The organism is Ottowia sp. oral taxon 894, from assembly GCF_001262075.1.
Taxonomy (GTDB): domain Bacteria; phylum Pseudomonadota; class Gammaproteobacteria; order Burkholderiales; family Burkholderiaceae_C; genus Ottowia; species Ottowia massiliensis.
In genome coordinates, this window is sequence record NZ_CP012073.1 from 257,173 (window position 1) to 283,467 (window position 26,295).

Consider the following 26,295-nt stretch of genomic DNA (forward strand, 5'->3'; position numbering starts at 1 on the left):
GGATTGCGTGAATTCGTTCGCGCAATCCGCTGCTTGCTTGCGCGCGTGCCATGTGTCTTTCATTGCTGAATTCGTTTATTCTGTATCCATTCGTCAGAAACAACTCTTGCACGGGGAGCAGAAATGCAGTGGTTTAGGGCACAGGGCGGTCAATCCGCACGTCACGGCTTGGTATGCCTGCTCATGCTGCTGTTCATGGCCTGCCAGGCCGTGGCGCAAGGCGGGCCAGACCCCGCGCTACAAAAAGGCCAGCAATGGCTGCAAGCCCAGACCAAGCCCGATGGCAGCCTGGCGAGCGAAGCCGCCTCGCCTGCGCTGCCCGCGCAATCGCGCCATGAAACGGTTACCACGCTCAAGGCGCTGAACGCCAGCGTGCCTGCCACCTTGATTGCAGGCATGGACGGCTTCACGGCCCCCGCCACCCGCTACCTTGCCCAGCGCGCCCTTACGCGCCAGCAGGCAGGCGCGGACGATGCCAGTCTGCTGGACGCACTGGCCGCGCTGCAAAACCCCAATGGCAGCTTTGGTGCCGCACAGGGCCTGCCCGGCAATGCGCTGGACACAGCCTGGGCCTTGCGCGCCCTGGCCGCCAGCCGCGCCAGCGCCCAGGCCACACTCAAGGCGCTGCAATGGCTGGCCAGCGCCCAGCACGCTGACGGCTCCTGGCCCCTTGCGCCAGATGGCGACGCCACCATCACCACCGCCCTTGCCGCCCAGGCCCTGCTGCCTTGGCGGCAACAGCCCGCCGCGCAGGCCGCCCTTGCCAAAGCGCGCGCCTGGCTCACTGCTCAGCGCAATCCGCAACAAGCCTGGAGCAGCAATCTGCATACTGCCCAGGCCCTGCTGGCCGTGCTGCCGGGGCTGGACACGGCAGCAGCCATGCAGCCCGCCCTCACGGCACTGAAACAGGCCCAGCGGCCTGATGGCAGCTGGGCGGGCGATCCACACCTGACAGCGCTGGCTCTGCGCGCGCTGCGGCTGGCCGCGCAACCCGCCACCAATCCTGATCTGGCCAGCGTGCGGGGGCAGGTGGTGGATGAAGCCGGCAAACCTATCGCAGGCCTATCTGTGCAATTGGCCCGCAACACACAGCAAACAAATACTGACATTCGAGGAGAATTCGTTTTTTCTGGTTTGCCAGCAGGAATCGATACATTACATATAAAAACTGATGGAATGCAAAATTATTCAGCCAGCTTATCCTTGATGCCTGGCCAATTACTCAATCTGGGGAAAATTATTCTTAAAGCACTTGGCCCCAGCAATTCACATACTTTTTCTATTTCTGGAGTAGCGCACTACAGCATAGACGGCTACAAATGGCTTCCAGCTAGCAATGCAAGGATCAGTGTTGGAATGCTTTTTACCTCAACAAACTGGAAAGGAGAATACGTTTTAAATAATATAACTCCCGGCACCTTAAATATTCGCGCTGAATATTCCAATTCAGCATACGCAAACTTCAATACAATTGAAACCTCGCTTACAGCTCAAGCGGGCGAGCAAATACGCTTCGATCCCAAATTTACTCACCTTAGCTGGAACCGATCCGTTAAAGTGGTAGTTACTGATGCATCTTCCGGCCAACCCTTACCCAATGCTATCGTTAGTCTTAACGGTATTGAACATACCGTTAATATTAATGGTGAACTCACTTTTTCTTCTGAACTGGCTACTGAAAACAATTTTGTGAGCATTTCTGCCGAAGGATATATTTCACGCAGCATGCACATAAAAATACGGGGAGCGCAGCATATACTTCTTCCTGTCACCCTCACACCTGATACGCGAGGCACAACCTCCACAACGCTGCAAGGGCTAATCACAGACGCAGAGACCCACCTCCCCATACCTGATGCAACTGTGCGCATTTTCAATACGAATCTATTAACCCGCACTGGAACAGATGGACATTACATTCTAAGTGATGTGCCCGCAGGACAAAATAAAATCTTGATTGAAAAATCCAATTACAACAGTCAAGCGCAGACATTAAATCTGCGGCAAAATTATATTCATGAGTTTAATGTATCATTGGCACAGCAAATAGATGCAGCACAGTCTATTAACGCGCAATTCATAGTGCTTAACAGTACAAGCAAGCAGCCAGTTCCCAACGCTCAAATTGTTATAGGAGGCGTCAACGCCCGAACTCTGCAAACTGACAAGCAAGGGCACGCCAGTATTAGTGGCCTAAACGCTGGAATTTCGCATATCAAAGCAGAAGCGACCGGATATGAAGAGAACCATTTTGATATTGAATTCAAAGCTGGTGGTACTTATTCAATTCCGATAAAACTGGATCCACGAAATTCAGGAGGCTTCCGCATTCATGGACAAGTGCTAGATGCGTCCAGTGGACAACCATTACCTAACGTTCGCGTCAATCTGTCCGGACTAAATGGCATGCAAACTGCGACCGATACTAGTGGATATTACGAGTTTGCAGGTCTGCACCAAGGAAGGTGGCACCTTTCTGCAACAAAAACTGGCTACTACAGTAACACCCGTATTTTGGATCTGACTGCCAGCGCTCGCGCTGATATTCAGCTGCTCGCCAGCAGCAACGAACAATCTGGCCTGGATACATTGCGTGCTGTTGTGGCAGGCCATTCTAATAGCTCTACTCGCGCAATAGGGCATTTATTCATTTTTGGGCAACCAGGCACATCCGGTGCAATTAGAAGCAATGATGGTATTCTGGATCAGAATTTCATTATTGATAACACTGGCATTTCTGACATCATCGTGCCAGCCAGCCAGTTTCTTGCAACTGAAAATATAGTGCAAGAAAAAGCGCTTTTTATTTACGCAAATAATTCTGTGAGTGCCTCATTTCTAAACAGAGAGAATCACTCAACAGATATGACCTATCTTTTGGACGCAGCGGCGCTAGGTACGCACTATCGAGTGATGAACTGGGATTCAGGCATCATGCAGATGTCTGTAACAGCAATCGAGCATGACACAAATATAACGATTATTCCAGCAAAGAAATTTTCGTCTGGTCAAAAGCCAGGAAACCCATTCACAATCAGATTAAACAAAGGCCAGTCTGTTATCTATCACGCCACATACGGTTCCGACATGACCGGCAGTCAAATTCACTCCAATAAACCCATAGCTGTATTCGCGGGAGTAAAATGCGCCAACATTCCTGCTCAAACGGCTGCTTGTGATCATTTATTTACCCAGTTGCCTCCTGTGGAACAATGGGTTAATGAGTATATTGTGCCAGCCTTAACACAAATAAGTGGGGCAAGCACCTTAACACGAATTCTTGCTGCAGATGACGACACACATATCACCATCAACGGCAAACTGGTGGCCAGTCTGCAAGCTGGACAGTTTTACCAGAAAGATGTGGACACCGACCTGCACATCACTAGTAACCGTCCAGTGCTAGTAGGGCAGTTCATGAAAGGTGCAGGCGCTACAAATGGTAAGGCTGATCCATCCTTCACCTACTTATTGGGCATCGAACAAGCGCTGAAAAGCTACGTATTCACTACCCCCACTGGACAGGCAGCCTATCCCGTCAACACGTTGAATCTGGTTATACCTAATACAGCATTGCCAACGCTAAAGCTCAATGGCGCTCGGGTTGATACGTCAACTTTCCGTACTGTTCAAAATACAAGCTACAGCACAGGTTATTTGTCTATCCCCGAAGGAGCAGGAAAAATTGAGGCGGATCTACCCTTCCTTGCGTTCATTTCAGGTTATAGAATTTATGATAGTTATTACACTTTTCTGGGGGCCAATTATTCTCCCGGCGCATCAGTTCCACCGTTCAGTGGACAGCTGAACGTTACTACTGATCAACCAGTATATCCGGCTGATTCTCCAGTCATATTGCAAGCCGATGTGCATAACAGCGGGACGACCGCTTCTAAATTACGTCTGCTGTTGCGTCTGCATAGCTCAGATGGCAGTGAGATCATGCGGTTTTCTCCGCATGCACTGGATAGCCCGGAACCTGGGCAATCAGTACATTATCAGCAATCCTGGAATACTGCCAACTATCCGGCGGGAATATACACCTTGACAGGTTCATTAATAGATACCTCCGGGCATGTTGTTGATACGGATAGCAGTCTGTTTTCCATTGCTGCTGGTCATATAAATAATCCAAAAGCAACTCTTGAGGTCAAAACAGACCGTGCCGCCTACTCCAGCAGTGATAACGTGCATATTACTTCCTATGCTCACAATCTAACTTCAAATGCCAATCTGAATGATGTTTACGTTCTACTTAAAGCAACTGCTCCCAATAGACAAATTATCTATACGGATAGATTACCTATAGGGCAATTGAATGCATTCGCAATCCGTATAACCAATGGGATTCAAAAACTGCGCAATGCCCCCGAAGGCATCTACACCGTGCAGGCCAGCCTCATCGGCAGCGGCCACAACCTCAAGCGACATACAGCCCGCAAGACCTACGACACCGGCGTGACCCTGGCCACCGCAACGGCGCAATACACGGTGCAGAAAAACACCGCAACGCCAACGCCAACGCCAACGCCAACGCCAACGCCAACGCCGACGCCAACGCCAACGCCGACGCCAACGCCGACGCCAACGCCGACGCCAACACCGACGCCAACACCGACGCCAACACCGACGCCAACACCGACGCCAACACCGACGCCAACACCGACGCCGACACCAACACCGACACCAACGCCAACACCGACGCCCAGCCCGTCAGGCCGCATCGCTGCCGTGCCCGCCAGCAGTCCGGCCGCGCTGGCGCTGCTTGCCGCAGCTGTGGCCCTGACCGCGCGCCGCCGCAAAAACGGCGCCATTCGCCGCGCCGCCCATCACCCCTGCCATCTTGACCACGCCACACAGGAGACCCAGCCATGACCGCCCGCTTTCTGCTCCATTCGCTGCAAACGGGCGCACGCCGCCAGCTTTTAGTGCAGCACGGCGGCCTGGACCGCCCTGCCTTCTGCGGCCTGGGCGGGCGCGCCTTGCGGCTTGTGTCCTGGCTGGTCATTGCCGCCTTGCTGAACACCAGCTTCGCGCCGCTGGCGCGCGCCATGCAGCATCAAAGACAGCTGGCCGCTGCACAGGCCGCTGAAGACAGCGCCGCTTCCGACGAACAGCGCTACGCCCAGGCCCTGCAAGCCATTGAACAGGCGCTGCAAAACGAAAACCAGGGCGAAAGCCAGGGCCGCGCCAAAGCCATGTCCGCCGCAGCCCTGGCCAGCGCGCAAACCCTGCAAACCTACGCCGAGGGCATCCGGCAGCAATCGCAGCAGCTGCGCCAGCAGTGGCAAGCCGCAGGCGTGGAGGCTGCCATCCTTGAAAGGCAAGCGGCTCTTGAGCAGCAGTTTCTTGACAAGCACCATCGTCTGATGGCCCCGCTTGAAGCTGCGCAAGGCCCCGCAGCCAAAAGCAGCGCCAGCGCCCAGGCATCCGCCCGCCGCGCCCTGCAACAGTTTCTGGCAGACAACGCCCCGCGCCCGGCTCCCTCGCTCATTGATTGGCAGCGCCTGCCCTGGCAAGTGCAAAAACCCCTTGAAGCCCGGCCCGCCGAAAGCGAAGCCGCCCTGCAACAAAAGCTCGGCCTGCCGCAAGCCAAAGCCGCCAGCGCCGCCACGGCTGCCGACACGGCCTTCACGCCGGAAGCGCCCGACAGCCCCGAAATCCGCCAGCTGGCCCAAAAGCTGGAGCGCAACCCTTTGAAGATTTACCAGTGGGTGCATGACCACATTCACTACACGCCCACCCAGGGCAGCGTGCAAGGCGCGGCCGACACCCTGGACAAAAAGGCGGGCAACGCCACAGACACCGCCAGCTTGCTCATTGCCTTGCTGCGCAGCAGCGGTATCGCCGCCCGCTATGTCTATGGCACGGTGGATATTCCGCTGGCGCAAGCGCAGAACTGGGCCGGGGGCCTGAAAACGCCTGAAGCCCTGCAACAAATCCTGGGCCAGGGCGGCATTGCCAACACCCTGCTGGTCAAGGGCGGCCAGCCTGTGGCCATTCGCATGGAGCATGTGTGGGCCGAAGCCTTCATTCAGTACCACCCCGGCTGGGGCGCGCGCCATGTGCCCGGCCAGAGCACACCCGACGCCTGGATTCCCATGGACGCCAGCTTCAAGCAATACACCTACAGCGACGGCATGGATCTTCAGCAGGCCGTGCCGCTGGATGCGGCCGCCCTGATCAGCGCCGCCGGGCAAGGCGCGCAAGTCAATGAGGCCGAGGGCTGGGTGCAGCACTTGAACACCGCTGCCTTGCAAGGCCAGCTCAGCGCTTATCAGCAAAGGCTCAAAGCCTATATCGACCGCCAGAACGGCGGCCAAAGCACTGTCGGCCAGGTGCTGGGCCAGCGCACGGCGCAAATCGATCCCCTGCCCTTTTTTGCCGCTACGCTGCCTTATGAAGTCAAGGCCCGAAGCCAGTCTTTCGGCGCCATTCCTGACAGTCTCAAGGCCAGGTTCAGATACGCCATCTATCCTGACAAGCAAAGCGCCGTGCTCGAGGGCAGCCCCATCTTGCAATTTGAAGCAGACACGGCCAGTCTGGCGGGCAAGAAGCTGACGCTGGCCTGGGTGGCGGCCAGCGATGCCGATCAGCGGGCCATTGAGGCGCTGATTCCCCAGGTGCGCCCCGGACAGACGCTCAAGCCGCAAGATTTGCCCAGAGGGCTGCCCGCCAGCATCAGCCTGAAGCCGCAGATTTTGGTGGAGGGCGCTGTCAAGGCCGAAGGCAGCGCCTTGAGAGCGGGCAGCGAGCCGGTCGGCGCCGGGGCCTTTACCCAGTACGGCAGCCGCCAATGGGATGAAACGTATGACCAGCTCATCGCCGGGCAGCAAACGGCATTGGGGCTGAGTATTCAGGGCATCAGCCAGGCGCAGATGGAAAGGCTCAAGGCCCGGATGGAAGAAACCAAACAGACGCTGGAGCGCGCGCAGGCTGCGCCCGAAAGCCAGCGCGGGCAGATCCTGAAGGGCATCACCGGAGACAAGCTCACGGGAGACATGCTCACGGCCACGGTGTGGGGCTACTTTGCCAGTTTGCAAAGCCAGGGGCTGATTGCCGCATCACAGGCGCAAATGGTGGATGCGCCCGCCTTGAGCTATGGGCTGTTTCATGCGCAAGTCAAACCCAACAAGCTGTATGGCCTTGTCAACCGGGGCGTCACGTTTCAGGGCTTGAATATGGACATAGGCCACTTGCGGCATGTGCGCTGGGTGAAAGATGATGATCCCAAGAGCCAGATCAACAAAGACCCCAATCTCGCCCAAAACGGCAAAACGGCCGCGCAAAACCGCTGGATTGCCTACAACAAGATGAGAGGCCAATACGCCAGCGCGATGGAGCATGCAGCGCCGGAGGCGTTCTGGGTAGATAAAATGAAGTGCAGCCATACGGATGAAAACGGGCGAATCCAGAACCCGACATTAAATCCGTGCGCGGAAGGCATATCCGCCGTAAAGGCTATTGCCATCGCACAAGCCGAAGGGCAGAAGATTTACACGATCAACAAACAGAATGCGCAGACGGCGCTGCAAAAGTTGCCCATAGGCGGAGAAGTGGGCAGTGAAATCAGGAATGCCGTCAATGCTGGCAAGGAAGTGACCGTGCATGAGAAAAGCATCAACAAGCACGGATGGAAGGGGTTTGGGTATATTGTTATTGATCCGGAGACCGGAGCGGGGGCTTATTTGATTGAGGGGAGCGGGAATGGGGGAATATTTTTAGCAATTGGCTCCTTGTATGGTTTCGCTCTTGGCTATACCATGCTTGGGCTTGATGCCGCCATTGCTTCAAAAGCCTCGTCTGCATTTATTGGTCCTATGCTGACGGCGCTTGCTCTTGAACTGGCGTCAATCGCAGTAATATGGCAGGCTTATGGGGCATTGTATGGCGATAAAGCTCAACAATGTTTCGTCACCGGGATCGGCTTAGGGCTAGCAAGTGCAAATGTCGCTATAGCAATTTTGGGAAAATTATCGGGACATCCTCTTCCGGGAGGAACTATTACAATAGCATCGACCTCTTTAATAATTGCAGTGATATCTTCAAATACACCAACAGAGACCTCAAGCAATTGTTTTAAATAAGTGCAACATGAATAACCTCTGGGATTCAAATAATCATTCCGTAAATATACTGTTACTGATTGCAATTCATTTATATATTTTTATAGTAACATCTATCGTGACTACATATAAAATAACCAAAAATATTAAAAAGGCGCTACTAACAACCTTGCAAGAATCAAAAGCGCCTATGATTAGCGAGGCGTCCATCTTGATTTACGCAATTAGAATTATTTTTGGGGTTAATATCAATATTAGTTATATATATGAGATCCTATTTACATTATTTTTTTGCTTTATTATTATTAATGGCAATATGGGTAAATATCATTTTAATGCTAGAATATTTTTGACTGGTCAAATTATTCTCGTTGTATTTATTGGTTGCATATTGTTTGCGGATTTATTAATGTAGTTTCAATGTGGAATTTTATGTGCTCATAAATCATCGGGGCGTCACGTTTCAGGGCCTGAACATAGACATAGGCCACTTGCGGCATGTGCGCTGGGTGAAGGATGATGATCCCAAGAGCCAGATCAACAAGGACCCCAATCTCGCCCAAAACGGCAAAACGGCCGCACAAAACCGCTGGATTGCCTACAACAGGATGAGAGGCCAATACGCCAGCGCGATGGAGCATGCGGCGCCGGAGGCGTTCTGGGTGGATAAAACGAAGTGCAGCCATACGGATGAAAACGGGCGAATCCAGAACCCGACATTGAATCCGTGTGCGGAAGGCATATCCGCCGTGAAGGCCATTGCCATTGCCCAAAGCGAAGGGCAGAAGATTTACACGATCAACAAGGCCAACGCGCAGACGGCGCTGCAAAAGTTGCCTATAGGCGGAGAAGTGGGCAGTGAAATCAGGAATGCCGTCAATGCTGGCAAGGAAGTGACCGTGCATGAGAAAAGCATCAACAAGCACGGATGGAAGGGGTTTGGGTATATTGTTATTGATCCGGAAACCGGGGCCGGGGCTTATTTGATTGAGGGGAGTGGGAATGGTGGAGAACAGATAGATGCTGCAATTGCTAAGGCATTGAATATTAATCAGCTTGCTCCAGACAGAATCAAACAATCAATAATGACTTATAATTTAGGCATGCTTAATCGTGTATTAAGTATGGTTGAACATGCCGCCCTCACGGTTAGTGCTTGGCTGAAATGCAATAGTGAGCTGATTATCAATATACTTGTGCTAGCAATTATCTTGGCGCTAATTGTTGCTGTGATACGAAATGCCCCAGCCCTTGCTCCTGCTGCAGTTATAGTAGTTGCACTGGCATCAAAGCCAGCCATGGCTGCCAGTTCTAGGACAAGTTGTTTTATAGATTGCACAAAAGCAACGCCTCAAATCCTAAAGATTACCATGCCAGAACCGATATTGGGCAGAGAGCATGAATTCAAGGCTGAATATGGAGCCACTCCTGTTAGCAGATTCGATATATGCAGCTGCAAGGATGGAGGCATCGTGATATGGGAGGTGCAAAAATGTGGCAGCATTCCCGTTGGAGCAATACCAATAATAACAGATTTCAGGTGGAAATAAATGTCGTTTGAATGTGAGATATTGTGTGGCGCCTTTGATTTTGACGAAGGTGCCTTTCTGAAAAGTCAAGCAGTTTCCATGAGAGATTTTTCTATTGAAAAAGGGAGAATTTATAGATGGGCCAATGGCAGAGTTCCGCTCGAGAAGCCCGAATATTATAAAATAAAGTTTAAAAAACTAAGACACAAGACAACTAATGAGTCTACCGAGAAACAAATCGTTTACATGTATCAGAATTTCATATTGTCTCAAACAGCAATCCAAGATTATATTGACAGGCATGCAACAACAATAGATCTATTTTTTAAATGTTCAAAGGGAGATCTGTTTAGAAAATTCTTGATTGTTCAGGAGGCGGATGAACCAGCAGGTTTCTTTCTTAATGCAGCCATAATAGAGAGATTGGCCAGTTGCGGCTTATCTGTCGACATCGCTCTAAATCCTTCTCCCAATGCATGAATTAATATCCACAGGAAGCGAGTCAGTATTGCAATAATTTTGGAGGCACAACATTTAATACTCTGCCTAGAGAAATCATTAAAGGCGAAATCGGTGTCGGCGTAACCATTACGCAAGCTGAGCAAGGCATGGGAAGATTACTGGCGAGAGCGGCAGTAGCGCCTTGGATCCCAAACAAGCTTTTACCTGACCTAGCATCAATGAGTGTTCAGACATTGTCAAAGTTGCAGCAATCACGTCCTTATGGAGTGAGTAAGATCGGAAATATCGATGCGGTTTCGTCGCAACAAATGTATAAAAGGGCAATGCTTTCGCATTGATGTCAATAATCTTTATGGAACGAATTTCAAGCAATAATCATGTCTAAACATAATACTCAGATTGGGGAAATAAAAAAACTGCATGGAAAAAGAAAGGAGCAGGCTATATTTTATCATCAGGAATGCCGTCAATGCTGGCAAGGAAGTGACCGTGCATGAGAAAAGCATCAACAAGCACGGATGGAAGGGGTTTGGGTATATTGTTATTGATCCGGAAACCGGGGCGGGGGCTTATTTGATTGAGGGGAGCGGGAATGGGGCCATATTAATGCTAATTGGCGTCATTTATATGATGGCGGCGCTTATTTTATTTATTACTATTGGAGCCAGCACAGGAGGATTGGGATTAATTGCAGCCGGCACCGGATTGATTGCATTTGCTAATTTTCTTATAGCAGGCATATCAATATACATGGCTGGCTTGATGCTTGCTACAGGAAACAAAAGAATATGTGCAGCCTTTATGAGCGTTTACGCAGGAGCAAGCTTGAGTATGCTTGCCCTCTCATTTAATGTTCTTGGTATGGTGATGGGGCAAGCTGCTGGAAATTTCTTTAGTGGATTTGCCTTCTCAGACCATTGCTCATGATGAGAAAACATATTACACCCATCGTATGGGGCATATGGATAATAGCAAATATATGCCCTATATTTCAACAAAATATATTTGTTGCGATTATCTATGCAACCTCTCTGGTGCTCATGGGAGCATGTGTTAATTTTAATGAAAACAAACAATCATCAATAATATTATTTTATATATTGATAGCTTTTCCCTATTCTATATCCTTAACCTATATCAAACCCGCCCTGAATTTCATGGGTATTTTTATGTTATATATTTCGAGCTTTGCGGCAATCATGCTGCTAATTTTGAGAAAAAGAAATAAATCATCGTGATAAATGTGTAGTGGGATATTTATGCCATTTCATTGCCTCTTGTGTCCTCAAAAACAGGAGCAAATTCAACCCCTATCAAAAAGCCATTTGTCGCAGTAAGTACGGGGACTTCATGCTATCAATCAAGGAGCAAGTCAGGCTGCTTCTTTGAACCTTGTTCACTTTGCACCCGCTACACACCCGACGCCTGGATTCCCATGGACGCCAGCTTCAAGCAATACACCTACAGCGACGGCATGGATCTTCAGCAGGCCGTGCCGCTGGATGCGGCTGCCCTGATCAGCGCCGCCGGGCAAGGCGCGCAAGTCAATGAGGCCGAGGGCTGGGTGCAGCACTTGAACACCGCTGCCTTGCAAGGCCAGCTCGGCGCTTATCAGCAAAGGCTCAAAGCCTATATCGACCGCCAGAACGGCGGCCAAAGCACTGTCGGCCAGGTGCTGGGCCAGCGCACGGCGCAAATCGATCCCCTGCCCTTTTTTGCCGCTACGCTGCCTTATGAAGTCAAGGCCCGAAGCCAGTCTTTCGGCGCCATTCCTGACAGCCTCAAGGCCAGGTTCAGATACGCCATCTATCCCGACAAGCAAAGCGCCGTGCTCGAGGGCAGCCCCATCTTGCAATTTGAAGCGGACACGGCCAGTCTGGCGGGCAAGAAGCTGACGCTGGCCTGGGTGGCGGCCAGCGATGCCGATCAGCGGGCCATAGAGGCGCTGATTCCTGCGCCACGCCCCGGACAGACGCTCAAGCCGCAAGATTTGCCCAGAGGGCTGCCCGCCAGCATCAGCCTGAAGCCGCAGATTTTGGTGGAGGGCGCTGTCAAGGTCGAAGGCAGCGCCTTGAGAGCGGGCAGCGAGCCGGTCGGCGCCGGGGCCTTTACCCAGTACGGCAGCCGCCAATGGGATGAAACGTATGATCAGCTCATCGCCGGGCAGCAAACGGCATTGGGGCTTTCCATTCAAGGTGTTTCTGCGGCTCAGATAGAAAAACTGCAAGCTCGTATAGGAGCAACGAAAAAAACACTGGAGCAGCTACAGTCCGCACCAGAAAATCAACACGCTGGCATTATTCAGAACATTACTGGCGATGAAATTACAGGCGACATGCTCACAGCTACCGTGTGGGGCTACTTCGCCAGCCTGCAAGGTTATGGAGCAATCATATCCAGCCAGACTGGCATGATAGATCAGCCAGCATTGAGCTATGGTCTGTTTCACGCACAAGTCAAACCCAACAAGTTATATGGTCTTGTCAATCGGGGCGTCACGTTTCAAGGTTTGAATATGGACATAGGCCACTTGCGGCATATTCGATGGGTTAAAGACGATGATCCCAAGAGCCAGATCAACAAAGACCCCAATCTCGCCCAAAACGGCAAAACGGCCGCGCAAAACCGCTGGATTGCCTACAACAAGATGAGAGGCCAATACGCCAGCGCGATGGAGCATGCAGCGCCGGAGGCGTTCTGGGTAGATAAAATGAAGTGCAGCCATACGGATGAAAACGGGCGAATCCAGAACCCGACATTAAATCCGTGCGCGGAAGGCATATCCGCCGTAAAGGCTATTGCCATCGCACAAGCCGAAGGGCAGAAGATTTACACGATCAACAAACAGAATGCGCAGACGGCGCTGCAAAAGTTGCCCATAGGCGGAGAAGTGGGCAGTGAAATCAGGAATGCCGTCAATGCTGGCAAGGAAGTGACCGTGCATGAGAAAAGCATCAACAAGCACGGATGGAAGGGGTTTGGGTATATTGTTATTGATCCGGAGACCGGAGCGGGGGCTTATTTGATTGAGGGGAGCGGGAATGGGGGCATCCTATTCACCATTTTCACGCATGCGCTATTATTTTTCTTATGGTTCTTGGTAATCGTGGGGATGTCATCACTATTTATATTGATTGGTGGAGCCATCTTAACATTTATCTCGTTCGGCATTCCAATGCTTGGAGTTGCATTTGCAGGATTGAGTTTAGCTGGCAAGCTCGCTGTAATTGGACTTGGGATATGGACATACTCGCACTTCTTCTTGGAGGGGTGTTACAGGGCAATTGGCAAATTTATTGGAAACATATTGCCCGGATTCGCCGCTTTTAAAGCAGCCAACTCTATCTCAAATGCTCTCAGGCTGATCTTTTTTGGCGCTGCGGCTGATACATATAAGTCAGCAGTTGAAGGTTGCTGATATGTCTATATGGAACCGCATGGTGAATCATGCAAAGCTAGAAAAATGGCGTATTATCGCAATGCTGATTTTCTATTTTGAAACCGCATTGGCCGTCTTTATATTTAGAAATCAGAATTTCATATATTACATGATCTTTCAATGTCTATTCTTGGTGACAATGGGAGGCATTGTCCATATATCCAAAAAGCGCCTCAATTCGGATTTTTGCGAGTCTTACCGCATATCTAAAAAGTATGCTGCTCTAATATGCTCTTTATGTTTTTTCGTCTTGCTCATAAAAAAGTATATGTTCGAATAGAAGAAAGGCTCAAGGCCCGGATGGAAGAAACCAAACAGACGCTGGAGCGCGCGCAGGCTGCGCCCGAAAGCCAGCGCGAGCAGATCCTGAAGGGCATCACCGGAGACAAGCTCACGGGAGACATGCTCACGGCCACGGTATGGGGCTACTTTGCCAGTTTGCAAAGCCAGGGGCTGATTGCCGCATCACAGGCGCAGATGGTGGATGCGCCCGCCTTGAGCTATGGGCTGTTTCATGCGCAAGTCAAACCCAACAAGCTGTATGGCCTTGTCAACCGGGGCGTCACGTTTCAGGGCTTGAATATGGATATAGGCCACTTGCGGCATGTGCGCTGGGTGAAAGATGATGATCCCAAGAGCCAGATCAACAAGGACCCCAATCTCGCCCAAAACGGCAAAACGGCCGCGCAAAACCGCTGGATTGCCTACAACAAGATGAGAGGCCAATACGCCAGTGCAATGGAGCATGCGGCGCCGGAGGCGTTCTGGGTGGATAAAACGAAGTGCAGCCATGCGGATAAAAACAGGCGAATCCAGATCCCGACATTAGATCCGTACGCGGAAGGCATATCCGCCGTAAAGGCTATTGCCATCGCACAAGCCGAAGGGCAGAAGATTTACACGATCAACAAGGCCAACGCGCAGATGGCGCTGGCGAAGCTGCCCATAGGAGGAGAAGTGGGCAGTGAAATCAGGAATGCCGTCAATGCTGGCAAGGAAGTGACCGTGCATGAGAAAAGCATCAACAAGCACGGATGGAAGGGGTTTGGCTATATTGTTATTGATCCGGAGACGGGGGCCGGGGCTTATTTGATTGAGGGGGGCGGTAATGGATGTGTAATTTTTGCCATCATATTTGCAATCGTGGTAGCTACAATAATTTTAGCAGTGTTTGCCCCATTGCTAATAACCACATTTTCTGCCATTGCTGCAGTCACAGGGGTCTTCACGGCGGCTGCCATATCTGTTATCCTTTCTGGACTGGCATTATGGATAAGCGCAGAAAAAAATCTCAATAATAATCCTTGTGCGCAAATGTTCTTTCAAACATTGGCCACATCAATGATTACGCTTCCAGTCGGAGTGACTGCCAAGGTTGCCAAGCAGATACTTAGTTTAGTCCATCTGGAAGGCGCTTTTTGGGGAACAACTGTTGGTGCTGCATCAGGCGCGAAAGCCTGCTTCGCTTCTTGAGGTGTAAAATGGCTAAAGATATGCTTGATATCATAACCTTGGCGTCCTTTTTACTTGTCTTCTACTTTGCCAAGTTGAAAAATCACAAACTCTCCATAGTATTATCAATATTGGTTATTGGAAGTTATTCGTTATTTTTGCTGGTGTTCGTAGGATATTACAACGAAAAATTATTCATCAAACTGATGTATATATTATTAATGGCCTTCTCATATCATATAATGCGAATTAATAAGAATTAATGAGCACATGTATGCTATGTGCCTGAAGAATTTTATTCGTGATATTATAGGCTAGGAGGCGAGGTTTATTTCTTTTGGGTGCCTGCTTGGATATATTTTTAACATTTGGCACTATATACGCTCTTGGTTATACCATGGTGAACAAGGCATGGAAAATTACTGGCGAGAGCGGCAGTAGCGCCTTGGATTCCAAACAAGTTTTACCTGGCCTAGCATCAATGAGTGTTCAGACATTGTCCAAGTTGCAGCAATTACGTCCTTATGGAGTGAGTAAGATCTGAAATATCGATGCGGTTTCGTCGCAACAAATGTATAAAAGGGTAATGCTTTCGCATTGATGTCGATAATCTTTATGGCACGAATTTTAAGCAATAATCATGTCTAAACATAATACTCAGATTGGGAAAATAAAAGAACTGCATGGAAAAAGAAAGGAGCAGGCTATATTTTATCATCAGGAATGCCGTCAATGCTGGCAAGGAAGTGACCGTGCATGAGAAAAGCATCAACAAGCACGGGTGGAAGGGGTTTGGGTATATTGTGATTGATCCGGAAACCGGGGCGGGTGCTTATATCATAGAAGGGAGTGGGAATGGGGGATGGCTTGCTTTGGCAAATAATTACCTAATTTTGTATGGCCCAATGGCTTGGGAAAAAATTCGCCAAGACAGGATCACCCTACAATCCATCACAGGCCAGCTTAATGCCAACTATCGGGAAGCTGAGCATTTCTTATATGCACTTCAGCATCTTACGCCTGAACAAGGATGGCTTGTTAATGCAATAGCTACAGAGGGATATTGGATTGTGAAAGCGTTGTCCAACCTAATACTCCAGGGATATTCGCCATTCAGAGGTAGTCCGGTGACTTGGGATCAGCTGATTGCCGGCCTATATGGTGGATATTGTGCAAATTTTGGATGTGCAGGGATTCGTCAATGAAAAGAGTTTGGGTATTTCTTTTGATATTTCTATTCGCTGTTTATTTGGTCTATCAGATCAAATCAGAACATGATGAAATCAGGGAGATTTGCAGCAATTCGTTAGAATTAAAAATATCTGAACTAAGTGTCCGATCAAGCAATAAGAATCTAAAATTTTCATTTAGCGATGATACAGGTTTGATCTATGGATCAAAAACGTTTGGTCGAGTTGCGTGTTTAATAAAATATGATCTAGACGTAGTTACGAGCGCAGAATTTAGCGTTGTTGATTGAGAGTCTGGCTATGGACATAGGCCACTTGCGGCATGTGCGCTGGGTAAAAGATGATGATCCAAAGAGCCAGATCAACGACAGGCCCGAGCTGAAGCAGAACAACAAAAGCGCGGCGCAAAACCGCTGGATTGCCTACAACAAGATGAGAGGCCAATACGCCAGCGCAATGGAGCATGCGGCGCCGGAGGCGTTCTGGGTGGATAAAACGAAGTGCAGCTATACGGATGAAAACGGGCGAATCCAGATCCCGACATTAAATCCGTACGCGGAAGGCATATCCGCCGTAAAGGCTATTGCCATCGCACAAGCCGAAGGACAGAAGATTTACACGATCAACAAGGCCAACGCGCAGATGGCGCGGCAAAAGTTGCCCACATTGTGATATCTATGTATATTGTGGCAATTCTGACACCAATAACAGCACCATATTTGCGCTAATCGACATAACTTTGGCAGCGCCTGTTATAGCCACTTGGCTTTTAATGGCGGTCACCGCCATCACACTTATCGTGACAGAGCTAGCCTATCATTTTGACGAACCAAATGAAAGGTTTGAGCCTAATGAGCGATTCATGACAGCAATGACCTTTTTACCAAGTTTGGGATCTAGAGGAAGTATTCTCTGGTTTCTTATAAGAAGCATCCTTTTCCTGAAAGGCTAATAATGACTTTACTGAAGATATTAGGTTGGGTCAGCGTTTTCCTATTTTTTATTTGGGTAGTCGCAAAAAAAATCAGTCTGCCAAAAACAAATGGGGAGATATCTTATGAGAAGTCGCCGTTCACATGGTGGTTTATTATCGTATCACTAATAGCCATGCAGACTATTATGATGTATCAGTCATTCCGATAGCGGCATTTAGACGCCATGTGCTTTGATGAGTTGATTACCGACTACAAGACAACCTATCTCAAACATCATGTCTCAACATGGCATTGCGCACAACTTTCTCTATGAACAAACACATGCAAGTACTGAACATCTTATTAATTATAATATTTATCCTTGGCGTAATCATAGACACATACGCAACCCATAAAACCAAAAAATATAGTTGGCATTTCATGTCTTTTCTATGTTTTTTACTGGTTTTCATAATATCAATCGTATTTTATTCAAAAGAAGATTTTGTTTTTTACCTGGGAACCTCTGCATCCATTGTTTGCGCAATTACATCGGGATATAAATTGTTTACAGAAACACGGTCATAAGCATAGTGAAATAAATTATGTGGTTTGAGATTGATTGAAAATTTCTCCACTGGATTTGCTTTTCAGTCCATTGTTCATGACGAGAAGATATATTACATTCACTGCACGAGTATATGGATAGTGACAAATATATACCCATATTTCAACGAAATATATTTGTAGCAACTATTTATGCAACATCTCTGGTGTCCTTAAAAAATCGGAAATATCGATGCGGTTTCGTCGCAACAAATGTATAAAAAGACATGCTTTCGCATTGATGTCGATAATCTTTATGGAACGAATTTCAAGCAATAATCATGTCTAAACACACTACTCAGATTGAGAAAATAAAAAGGCTGCATGGAAAAAGAAAGAAGCAGGCTATATTTTATCTATGGGAGCATCTGTGGGATGAACCTCTTGATAGCAACGACATTTCATACATAAGAAACAATATCTTATCATTGTATCCGAGCCTAAATTTTGACCAAAAACACGCTGCTCTCCAGGTTTTATTAAGACTTCATTGTGCTGACAGCGTTGTTGAAAGTTTGGTTTTTGATTATTTAGGTCAAATCTATGAAAAATATACCGGAATAGCTTTTCTTATGTCAAACTATCTTTACGTTATGAATGGTTTTAGACAAGAAAATGGGGCCATTGATATTGGCCCCTGGGAACTGGACAAAACTTTTGCGGAAGTGCGTAAAAGGCTGAAAGAAGGCAATTCACCTTATCTTTGAAATATTGCCGCCTTGCCACTCAAAGAAGGTTTGCCTGCTGATGACTTCAATCATGCCACCATGAACAGCAGTGCGAGAAAAAGGCTTCGCCTCATTTCGTTGCGGGAGAATGATCCCGCAATCAAGGCCGGATTCACCAAGACTGTCAATGCTGCATCACCAGCCTCTTGCCACATCAAAAGCAGGAGCAAATTCAACCCTATTAAAAAGCCATTTGTCGCAGTAAGTACGGGGACTTCATGCTATCAATCAAGGAGCAAATCAGACGGCTTCTTTGAACCTTGTTTACCTTGCATCTGTTACGCGTCCGGCATGCTGGATTCAACAGTGCTTGGTGTCATTCAACATGGTTTAGCCAGTTTGAGTATTGTTCAATTTATTTTGCTGTTGGGCGTGCAATGATCTTCCACTTGCAGTTTCCATATGGATTCATGTTATTTCATGATTCCACGGAGATTCCATTCGTCCGTTTTAAAATGGCGGGGGGTGATTGTTGCGGACAATTTGCTTGCTTATTATGAATGCGGGTTGGGTTTCGTGCGGCAGAGAGAGAACTTGTTTTCCTGTGCCGTTCGCCATTTTATCTGCTGCATAGCTGCTTCCAGCGGTCGTGAATAAAATCTGGAAGATGCGTAATTCAATGAATGGATCGCATGTCAAGACAACTAAGACCCCGGGAAAAGCCCGCCGCGCAGCAGCATGGCTGTGCGCTGCGCTTATGGGCTGTGAGTTAGTTCACCAAGGCATGCGCGAAACCGGGTGAGGGCTCCGGGGCCGTTGGCAAGGCCTGTTTTCAGAAAATGAATGGCCCGTGTGGTCTGGTAGGGTTAGAGGTTGCGGTTATCGTTTTAGGCATGAATGGGAGCGATGCCGCTTGGCCAGGCGCTTTCGTCTGAGACTGTTTTTTCAGGAGATGTCATGAGCAGTATTTCCCTTGTATCTGGTCCTGCGGCGGCGCCCGTGTCGCGCAACCGCCTGTTGCTGACTTCCGGCCTGGGCTGGATGTTTGACGCGCTGGACGTGGGGCTGCTGGCCTTTGTGCTGGCTGCCTTGCAGGCTGCCTGGGGGCTGAGCCGCGCGGAGATGGGCTGGCTGGGCGCGGTCAATTCCATAGGCATGGCCGTGGGCGCGGTGGCGTTCGGGCTGATGGCTGACCGCGTGGGGCGCAAGCGCGTGTTCATCGCCACGCTGCTGCTGTTTGCTGCGGCCAGCGGCTTGTCGGCGCTGTGCGTATCGCTGGCGGCGCTGGTGGCGTTGCGCTTTTTCATTGGCATGGGGCTGGGCGGCGAGTTGCCGGTGGCAGCCACTTATGTGGCCGAGCGTGTGCCTGCCCATGAGCGCGGCCGCGTGGTGGTTTTGCTGGAGAGTTTCTGGGCCGCAGGCTGGCTGCTGGCGGCGCTGATCGCCTATTTCGTGATGCCCCTGTTCGCGGCTGACATGGGCTGGCGCGTGGCCTTGCTGCTGGGGGCGCTGCCTGCTTTTTATGCGCTGTACCTGCGCCGCAAGCTGCCAGCGGACGCGCCAGCTGGCGCCGCCCAGCGCTTGCCGTGGCTGCGGCGCTTGGCGGCCTTGTGGTCGGCGCCGCATCGCCGCGCCACGCTCATGCTGTGGGTGCTGTGGTTCACGGTGGTGCTGTCGTACTACGGCATGTTCCTGTGGCTGCCCAGCGTGATGGTGAGCAAGGGTTTTGAACTCATTCAGAGCTTTGAATACGTGTTGCTGATGACGCTGGCGCAGTTGCCAGGCTATTTCAGCGCGGCCTGGCTGATTGAGCGCATGGGCCGCAAGTTCGTGCTGGTGGGCTACCTGATGGGCACAGCGGGCAGCGCCTGGGCTTTTGGCAACGCTGGCTACGATGCGACGCTGCTGTTTTCAGGCGCGATGCTGTCTTTCTTCAACCTGGGCGCGTGGGGCGCTTTGTATGCCTACACGCCTGAGAACTATCCCGCCGCCATTCGCGCCAGCGGCGCAGGCGCAGCGGCAGCCGTTGGCCGCATGGGCGGCGTGCTGGGGCCGCTGGCCATTCCCGTGCTGGGCGGCTGGGGCTGGAGCACAAGCGCCATCTTCACGTTCTTCGCTCTCACCATTGCCACCGGTGCGCTGGCCGTGGCTTTTCTGGGGCGTGAGACGCAGGGGCTGACGCTGGATGCGCCTGAAGGCCAGCAGCCCTGAGAGCCAGTCCCAAAAATCATCCCGGAAGCCTGACCGTGCACCGAATGCAAGCGATCTTCGCGAATGCTTCGGCTGAAGAGGGCCGTGACCCCGTAGCCCTGGCTCAGTCTTCTCGATTGACTCAGCCAAGCAAAGGCTCTCTCCTCAATTCAGCGTTTGAGCAATACCTTGAAGATGTGTTGCTGGCAGCGCTTGATCTCCTGCATGTTCCATCCGAACATGCTCTCAGAACCGCCCCAGTGCCTGCATCTTCCAGGCCAGCCAGAGCTTGCGCAGGGGCGTGAGGCTGATGCGCTGGTGCAGCACCTGGAAGTTTTCGGCCTGCACTTCATCCAGCAAGGTGCGGTAGATGCTGGCCATCATCAGGCCGGGCTTTTGGGCGCGGCGGTCGGCGTCGGGCAGCAGGGCCAGGGCCTCGTCGTAGCAGCGGCGGGCGCGGTCGGCCTGAAATTGCATGAGCGCCACAAAGCGCGGCGAGTGCGCGCGGTTGGTGATTTCGTGCGCTTTCACATCGAACTGCTGAAGCTCATTGATGGGCAGGTAGATGCGGCCGCGCATGGCGTCGTCGCCCACGTCGCGGATGATGTTGGTCAGTTGCAGCGCCAGGCCCAGTTTGTGCGCGTAGGCGGTGGTGGCCTCTTGCGTCTGGCCGAAGATGCGGGCGGCCACTTCGCCCACCACGCCCGCCACCAGGTGGCAGTAGCGCTCCAGCGCGGGAAAGTCCAGATAGCGCGTTTGCGTCAAATCCATCTCGCAGCCTTCAATCACGGCCAGCAGGTGGCGGCTTTCGATGCCGTAGGCGGCGGCGTGGGGCATGAGCGCCTGCATGGCCGGGTGCGTGGCCTGGCCCGCGAAGGCGCGCGCCACTTCGCCGCGCCACCAGGCCAGCTTGCTGGCGGCCACGCCCGCGTCGCTGACTTCATCCACCACGTCATCGACTTCGCGGCAGAAGGCGTAGAACGCGGTGATGGCCGCACGCCGGGGCGGCGGCAGAAACAAAAAGGCGTAATAGAAGCTGCTGCCGGAGGCGGCGGCCTTTTGCTGAACGTACTCTTGCGGGGTGCTCATGGGCGGCGGCTCGTGGGCGGCTTGTGGGAAGGGGCCGATTCTTGCATTCGGCGCCAGTCCTTTTGGCGAAGGCGGTTTTCCGCTCGCTACACTGGCCGGCTTGCCGGGTGGGCAGCGCAGGCGTTCGCGCTGGCGCAGGCCTGCCTGGCGAGATTCCCAGAGACAAGGCCGCCCCAGCATGCAAGATTCGCAAACGCCTGAAAACCACCCGCGTTCCCCCGCGCCTTTTCCGGCGTCTCCGCCAGCGCCTGCCGCACCAGCGGGCGTGCGCCGCCTGCGCAAGGGCATCTACATCGTGCCCAACTCCATCACGCTGGCGGCGCTGTTTTGCGGCTTTTACGCCATCGTCATGGCCATCAACGGACGCTTTGACTACGCCACCACCAGCATCTTCGCCGCCATGATTCTGGACGGCATGGATGGGCGCGCCGCCCGCATGATGCACGCGCAAAGCGCCTTTGGCGAGCAAATGGATTCGCTGTGCGACATGGTCAGCTTCGGCGTGGCTCCTGCGCTGGTGGCCTACGAATGGGCGCTGCGCCCGCTGGGGCGCTGGGGCTGGATCGCCGCCTTCGTGTACTGCGCGTGCGCGGCGCTGCGGCTGGCGCGCTTCAACGTCAATACGGCGGTGGTGGACAAGCGCTACTTCCAGGGCCTGCCCTCGCCCGCCGCCGCCGCGCTGGTGGGCGGCTTCATCTGGCTGACCAGCGCCATGCTGCTGGCGCACAAGGATGTGCCCATCTTCCGCAGCCTGTTCACCCTGCTGGGCGGCGCGCCGCTGGAGCGCGGCGATCTCTCCTGGACGCTCTTTGGCATCACCTTGCTGGCAGGGCTGACCATGGTGACCAACATTCCCTACTACAGCTTCAAGGATCTGGGCGGACGCCGCAGCATGCCTTTCGTGATGCTGGTGCTGGTGGCGCTGCTGCTGGCCGTCATCAGCATCGAACCGGCCACCATGCTGTTTTTGCTCTTCGTCGGCTACGCGCTCTCGGGCTATCTGATTTACGCCTGGCGCAAAGCCACAGGGCAGCACGCCAGCATCGTGAGCACCTCGACCGAAGAACCGGACGAACAGGGCCTGCACCGCTGACGTCCCCTCCTCTTTTTCCGCGCTGCGGCGCGCCACTCAAGCCACTTCAAGGAGACAAACACATGACCTCGCCACGCCCCTTCAAGGTTCTGGGCATTCAGCAAATCGCCATTGGCGGCCCCAGCAAGCAGCGCCTGCAACAACTGTGGGTGCACATGCTGGGCCTGCAAGTCACAGGCACGTTCAAAAGCGAGCGCGAGAACGTGGATGAAGACATCTGCGCCATGGGCAGCGGCCCCTTCAAGGTGGAAGTTGATCTGATGCAGCCGCTGGACGAGCATAAAAAGCCCGCCGTTCACGCCACCCCGCTCAACCACGTGGGGCTGTGGATTGACGACTTGCCCAAGGCCGTGGAATGGCTCACGGCGCAAGGCGTGCGCTTTGCGCCCGGCGGCATCCGCAAAGGCGCGGCGGGCTACGACATCACCTTTTTGCACCCCAAGGCCAGCGAGGAATTTCCCATTGCCGGCGAAGGCGTGCTGATCGAGCTGGTCCAGGCCCCGCCCGAAGTGGTGGCAGCGTTTGCCAAGCTGGCCTGAACGGCGTTTTCAGGCCAGCGCAGCGCCTGCCCGTTTGACTTGAAAACAGGAGCAAATTCAGCGGGGTGAAAAAGCCGTCTCGCGCAGGCTTCACTAGGACATCATGCTCCTGAAACAAGAGCGTCAATCACCCTGCTGGATCTGTCTTCGGCCCTGTTTGGGGCGGGTTTTCAGAAGCTGTAATTGAGCTGGAACATCAGGGCGGATTTGCCCAGCACGTTCACCTGGGCGCCAATGTGCGGAGTGAAGTTGTAGCCCACCGCCGGAATGATGGTGACAGCCCAGCCGCTGGAAGTGTTCAGCGGAATCTTGCGGTGAAAGGGCTTTTTGTAGCCGTGCAGCACGCCGCCCGTGAGCTTGAAAAACACGCCGGGCGCGGCGCGCAGGGGCGTGAAGCGCCAGCCGTAGTACAGATATTGGCTGGGCTGGCCAAATGAATTGCTGAACAGGGCCAGCCCTGCCACGCTGCGGCCCGCCAGCCGTTTTTCAGCCTGCACCAGCCAGACGTAGGAGTGTTTGACGTCCGGCTCGAATTCGTGCTTTTTCTTCGCTTCCGAAAAATGGTAGGTGTAAGGGGCGTAGCCGAAAGTCCAGCCCGAAAAAATGGAATCGGAATGGGAGTCGGGGGCGGCTTCAGGAGCGGCGGAGGCGGCCAGCGCCAGGGCGGGCGCGGCCAGCCACAGCCCCAAGGCCGCCTGCGCGAATTTCGATTTGAGGTTCATTGCCAGTTTCATCGGCCAGCTTTTCGTGTTTGAAGGCTCTTTCAGGCCAGCCGCAATCGTGAAAAGCGGGGGATTATCCACGGCGCTTCGCTGTGCGCGCGGCATGAAAAAGCGCCAAATTGCATCCATGAATGGCCATTCGTGAATGGGCGCATTCGTGCATGCCATGCGCAATACCCGCAATCATTTCATGCAGCCCGCGCGAAAACCCCGCAAGACCGGCGCCTGCGTGGCCGCAGGCAAAATCCGCCATCCGGAAACCGCCACGGAAACTTCCGCGCCCCTTCCCACGAACGCTCGCCTGATGCCTACGCCTGCCGAACTTGCCGCCGCCGTGCTCGACGCCCTGCCGCAAACGCAGTGCCGCCGCTGCGGCTATGACGATTGCGCGGCCTACGCCTACGCCATTGCCCATGAGGGCGCGCCCATCAACCAGTGTTCGCCGGGCGGGCAGGAAGGCATCGTGCGGCTGGCGGCGCTCACGGGGCGGCCCGCCGTGCCGCTCAACCCTGAAAACGGCAGCGAAGCGCCGCGCCAGGTGGCGGTGATTGATGAAGACTGGTGCATCGGCTGCACGCTGTGCGTGAAAGCCTGCCCGGTGGACTGCATCGTGGGCGGCAGCAAACGCATGCACACCGTGATCGAGGCCGACTGCACCGGCTGCGGCCTGTGCGTGAGCGCCTGCCCGGTGGACTGCATTGCCATGCAAGACGTAACGGCCCCGCTCACGGGCTGGCAGGCCTGGTCGCCCGCACAGGCGGCGAAGGCGCGCGCCGAATACGCCGCCACGCAGGCGCGCCGCCAGCGCGGCGCACAGGCGCAGGCCAGCCGGCTCCAGGCCCAGTCGCCTGAGAAGTTGGCTGTTTCGCCGCCAGCATCGCCCGCGTCCGCATCGCCCTTGTCTCCATCGCCTTCAACCGCATCGCCCGATGCCCGCCGCGCCATCATTGAAGCGGCCATGGCGCGCGCCCGGGCCGCCGCTGCCGCTGCGGCCCTGAAATAATCCTTTCTTTTCCCACGTTCCGAAACGCCTGAAACATGCCGATCGCCAACTTCTTCCGCCGCCCGCACTACACGTCAGACGCCACGCAGTTCCTGAACGAACTCAAGGCCCAGCGCCCCTGGCTGGATGCCGCCCAGCAACAGGGCCGCGCCTTGTTGTGGGACAAGGAGATTGACCGCCAGCAGCAGGCCGATATGCGCGCGGGCCGCGTGGCCCAGCCCAGCTACGTGTACTACCCGATGGGCAATTTCGGCAAAAGCAGGCAAGGCTGAAATAGCGGGCAATTCGCGCGCCCCTGGCTGTTCTCAAGCCGGAGGCCCTGACGCCATGCCAGCTCGCGCCGCTCCTTTCATATTGAAAAAGCCCGCTGGCCCCCGTGGAATGGGCGCGAGCCGCTATCAAAACCGCAGCAACAACCGCCGCCGTGCAGCCTGCCAACACCTTGCCTGAAACGCACGCGCGGCCCGCCCCGCCGGAGGCAGACGCCAGCCTGGCCGTGGCGCGCCTTTATGGCGAGCCGCTGCTCGCGCTGCCGCAAGACCTGTACATCCCGCCAGACGCGCTGGAAGTCTTTCTCGAAGCCTTTGAAGGCCCGCTTGACCTGCTGCTCTACCTCATACGGCGGCAGAACTTCAACATTCTTGACATCCCGATGGCCGCCGTCACGCGGCAATACCTGGGCTACGTGGAAGAAATCCGCAACCGCAATCTGGAGCTGGCGGCCGAATACCTGCTCATGGCTGCCACGCTGATTGAAATCAAGTCGCGCATGCTGTTGCCGCCCGTGAAAACGGCAGATGACCAAGAGCCTGAAGACCCGCGCGCCGCGCTGGTGCGCCGCCTGCTTGAATACGAGCGCATCAAGCTCGCCGCCGCGCGGCTGGGCGAGGTGGCGCAGCGCGACTTCATCACCGCCCAAATCCACGTGGAGCAGGCGCTGGATCCGGACTTCGCGCAGGTGGACCCGGCTGACTTGCAGCAGGCCTGGCGCGCCATCCTGCGCCGCGCGCGTCTGGTGCAAAGCCACCGCATCACCCGCGAAGAACTCAGCGTGCGCGAGCACATGAGCCTGGTGCTCAAAAAGCTGCAAGGCCGGCGCTTTGCCCCGTTTGAAGAACTGTTTGACCTCACGCGCGGCGCTCCCGTGCTTGTGGTCACCTTCATCGCCTTGCTGGAACTGGCCAAGGAGGCGCTGGTGGAAATCACGCAAGCCGAAGCCTACGCGCCCATTTACGTGCGCCTGGCATTCACGCCCGCCTGAAAACCTGCTCACGAAGTCCATTCGTGATTGTGAAAAGCGCGGATCCGGGCGACCTGCTGCGTTGCAAATCTT

At 53.2% G+C, this 26,295-nt stretch carries 19 protein-coding genes; 17 read left to right on the plus strand and 2 right to left on the minus strand.

Annotated features, from left to right (window positions below):
• Nucleotides 1-183: 183 nt before the first annotated feature.
• From ADJ79_RS13725 to ADJ79_RS01135, 12 genes are all read left to right on the plus strand, one after another.
• Complete coding sequence (locus tag ADJ79_RS13725) at nt 184-4,875, plus strand: carboxypeptidase regulatory-like domain-containing protein (RefSeq protein WP_172673997.1); 4,692 nt, start codon at nt 184-186, stop codon at nt 4,873-4,875.
• The gene (locus tag ADJ79_RS01100) at nt 4,872-8,087 is read left to right on the plus strand and encodes a transglutaminase family protein (RefSeq protein ID WP_050714413.1); all 3,216 of its coding nucleotides are present in this window, start codon (nt 4,872-4,874) and stop codon (nt 8,085-8,087) included. The genes ADJ79_RS13725 and ADJ79_RS01100 overlap by 4 nt, the downstream gene beginning before the upstream one ends.
• 401 nt (nt 8,088-8,488) lie before the next feature.
• Nucleotides 8,489-9,616, plus strand: coding sequence for a hypothetical protein (locus ADJ79_RS01105; RefSeq protein ID WP_050714414.1), 1,128 nt, complete (start codon nt 8,489-8,491; stop codon nt 9,614-9,616).
• Nucleotides 9,617-10,075 carry a hypothetical protein gene (locus tag ADJ79_RS13730; RefSeq protein ID WP_156303938.1) on the plus strand — a complete coding sequence of 153 codons (459 nt, stop codon included), beginning with the start codon at nt 9,617-9,619 and terminating at the stop codon, nt 10,073-10,075.
• Between the two features lie 402 nt (nt 10,076-10,477).
• A complete protein-coding gene (locus tag ADJ79_RS15095) occupies nt 10,478-10,984 on the plus strand; it encodes a hypothetical protein (RefSeq protein WP_216597139.1) in 507 nt (168 codons plus the stop codon).
• A gap of 508 nt (nt 10,985-11,492) precedes the next feature.
• Nucleotides 11,493-13,475: an ABC transporter permease gene (locus tag ADJ79_RS01110; protein WP_050714415.1), complete on the plus strand. Its 1,983-nt coding sequence runs from the start codon at nt 11,493-11,495 to the stop codon at nt 13,473-13,475.
• Nucleotides 13,476-13,796: 321 nt separating this feature from the next.
• On the plus strand, nt 13,797-14,969 hold the full coding sequence (locus ADJ79_RS01120; RefSeq protein ID WP_050714417.1) for a hypothetical protein: 1,173 nt from the start codon (nt 13,797-13,799) through the stop codon (nt 14,967-14,969).
• 662 nt (nt 14,970-15,631) lie between these two features.
• On the plus strand, nt 15,632-16,153 hold the full coding sequence (locus ADJ79_RS12885; protein WP_082202763.1) for a hypothetical protein: 522 nt from the start codon (nt 15,632-15,634) through the stop codon (nt 16,151-16,153).
• Nucleotides 16,154-16,438: 285 nt separating this feature from the next.
• Nucleotides 16,439-16,810 (plus strand): hypothetical protein, encoded by a 372-nt coding sequence (locus ADJ79_RS01130; RefSeq protein ID WP_050714419.1) that lies wholly within the window; start codon nt 16,439-16,441, stop codon nt 16,808-16,810.
• A gap of 1,129 nt (nt 16,811-17,939) precedes the next feature.
• Complete coding sequence (locus ADJ79_RS13735) at nt 17,940-18,365, plus strand: hypothetical protein (RefSeq protein ID WP_156303939.1); 426 nt, start codon at nt 17,940-17,942, stop codon at nt 18,363-18,365.
• A gap of 12 nt (nt 18,366-18,377) precedes the next feature.
• Nucleotides 18,378-18,767 (plus strand): hypothetical protein, encoded by a 390-nt coding sequence (locus ADJ79_RS13740; protein WP_156303940.1) that lies wholly within the window; start codon nt 18,378-18,380, stop codon nt 18,765-18,767.
• A 516-nt stretch (nt 18,768-19,283) separates the two neighbouring features.
• Complete coding sequence (locus ADJ79_RS01135) at nt 19,284-20,537, plus strand: MFS transporter (protein ID WP_050714420.1); 1,254 nt, start codon at nt 19,284-19,286, stop codon at nt 20,535-20,537.
• 225 nt (nt 20,538-20,762) lie between these two features.
• Here the strand turns inward: ADJ79_RS01135 and hpnD are convergent, their stop codons facing one another.
• The gene (hpnD, locus tag ADJ79_RS01140) at nt 20,763-21,605 is read right to left on the minus strand and encodes a presqualene diphosphate synthase HpnD (protein ID WP_050714421.1); all 843 of its coding nucleotides are present in this window, start codon (nt 21,603-21,605) and stop codon (nt 20,763-20,765) included.
• 178 nt (nt 21,606-21,783) lie between these two features.
• Between hpnD and pssA the strand changes: the two genes are divergently transcribed.
• Both pssA and ADJ79_RS01150 read left to right on the plus strand, forming a co-directional pair.
• Nucleotides 21,784-22,698, plus strand: coding sequence for a CDP-diacylglycerol--serine O-phosphatidyltransferase (gene pssA, locus ADJ79_RS01145; RefSeq protein WP_082202764.1), 915 nt, complete (start codon nt 21,784-21,786; stop codon nt 22,696-22,698).
• Nucleotides 22,699-22,760: 62 nt separating this feature from the next.
• The gene (locus ADJ79_RS01150) at nt 22,761-23,237 is read left to right on the plus strand and encodes a VOC family protein (RefSeq protein WP_050714422.1); all 477 of its coding nucleotides are present in this window, start codon (nt 22,761-22,763) and stop codon (nt 23,235-23,237) included.
• A gap of 170 nt (nt 23,238-23,407) precedes the next feature.
• Here ADJ79_RS01150 and ADJ79_RS01155 read toward each other — a convergent pair whose 3' ends face one another.
• Nucleotides 23,408-23,959, minus strand: coding sequence for a hypothetical protein (locus ADJ79_RS01155; RefSeq protein ID WP_050716324.1), 552 nt, complete (start codon nt 23,957-23,959; stop codon nt 23,408-23,410).
• A gap of 304 nt (nt 23,960-24,263) precedes the next feature.
• Between ADJ79_RS01155 and ADJ79_RS01160 the strand changes: the two genes are divergently transcribed.
• The 3 genes from ADJ79_RS01160 to ADJ79_RS01170 all read left to right on the plus strand — a co-directional run bounded on the left by ADJ79_RS01160 (nt 24,264) and on the right by ADJ79_RS01170 (nt 26,223).
• On the plus strand, nt 24,264-24,962 hold the full coding sequence (locus ADJ79_RS01160; protein ID WP_050716325.1) for an RnfABCDGE type electron transport complex subunit B: 699 nt from the start codon (nt 24,264-24,266) through the stop codon (nt 24,960-24,962).
• Nucleotides 24,963-24,997: 35 nt separating this feature from the next.
• Complete coding sequence (locus ADJ79_RS01165) at nt 24,998-25,234, plus strand: DUF3460 family protein (protein ID WP_050714423.1); 237 nt, start codon at nt 24,998-25,000, stop codon at nt 25,232-25,234.
• Nucleotides 25,235-25,404: 170 nt separating this feature from the next.
• A complete protein-coding gene (locus ADJ79_RS01170; RefSeq protein WP_050716326.1) occupies nt 25,405-26,223 on the plus strand; it encodes a ScpA family protein in 819 nt (272 codons plus the stop codon).
• Nucleotides 26,224-26,295 lie beyond the last annotated feature (72 nt).

Excerpts from the sequence above, each read along its gene's own strand:
- ADJ79_RS13725 (WP_172673997.1), top strand. The coding sequence starts at position 184 with ATGCTGCTGTTCATGGCCTGCCAGGCCGTGGCGCAAGGCGGGCCAGAC.
- ADJ79_RS01100 (WP_050714413.1), top strand. The coding sequence starts at position 4,872 with ATGACCGCCCGCTTTCTGCTCCATTCGCTGCAAACGGGCGCACGCCGC.
- ADJ79_RS13730 (WP_156303938.1), top strand. The coding sequence starts at position 9,617 with ATGTCGTTTGAATGTGAGATATTGTGTGGCGCCTTTGATTTTGACGAA.
- ADJ79_RS15095 (WP_216597139.1), top strand. The coding sequence starts at position 10,478 with ATGGAAAAAGAAAGGAGCAGGCTATATTTTATCATCAGGAATGCCGTC.
- ADJ79_RS01110 (WP_050714415.1), top strand. The coding sequence starts at position 11,493 with ATGGACGCCAGCTTCAAGCAATACACCTACAGCGACGGCATGGATCTT.
- ADJ79_RS01120 (WP_050714417.1), top strand. The coding sequence starts at position 13,797 with ATGGAAGAAACCAAACAGACGCTGGAGCGCGCGCAGGCTGCGCCCGAA.
- ADJ79_RS12885 (WP_082202763.1), top strand. The coding sequence starts at position 15,632 with ATGGAAAAAGAAAGGAGCAGGCTATATTTTATCATCAGGAATGCCGTC.
- ADJ79_RS01130 (WP_050714419.1), top strand. The coding sequence starts at position 16,439 with ATGGACATAGGCCACTTGCGGCATGTGCGCTGGGTAAAAGATGATGAT.
- ADJ79_RS13735 (WP_156303939.1), top strand. The coding sequence starts at position 17,940 with ATGTCTAAACACACTACTCAGATTGAGAAAATAAAAAGGCTGCATGGA.
- ADJ79_RS01135 (WP_050714420.1), top strand. The coding sequence starts at position 19,284 with ATGAGCAGTATTTCCCTTGTATCTGGTCCTGCGGCGGCGCCCGTGTCG.
- hpnD (WP_050714421.1), bottom strand. The coding sequence starts at position 21,605 with ATGAGCACCCCGCAAGAGTACGTTCAGCAAAAGGCCGCCGCCTCCGGC.
- pssA (WP_082202764.1), top strand. The coding sequence starts at position 21,784 with ATGCAAGATTCGCAAACGCCTGAAAACCACCCGCGTTCCCCCGCGCCT.
- ADJ79_RS01150 (WP_050714422.1), top strand. The coding sequence starts at position 22,761 with ATGACCTCGCCACGCCCCTTCAAGGTTCTGGGCATTCAGCAAATCGCC.
- ADJ79_RS01155 (WP_050716324.1), bottom strand. The coding sequence starts at position 23,959 with ATGAACCTCAAATCGAAATTCGCGCAGGCGGCCTTGGGGCTGTGGCTG.
- ADJ79_RS01160 (WP_050716325.1), top strand. The coding sequence starts at position 24,264 with ATGCCTACGCCTGCCGAACTTGCCGCCGCCGTGCTCGACGCCCTGCCG.
- ADJ79_RS01165 (WP_050714423.1), top strand. The coding sequence starts at position 24,998 with ATGCCGATCGCCAACTTCTTCCGCCGCCCGCACTACACGTCAGACGCC.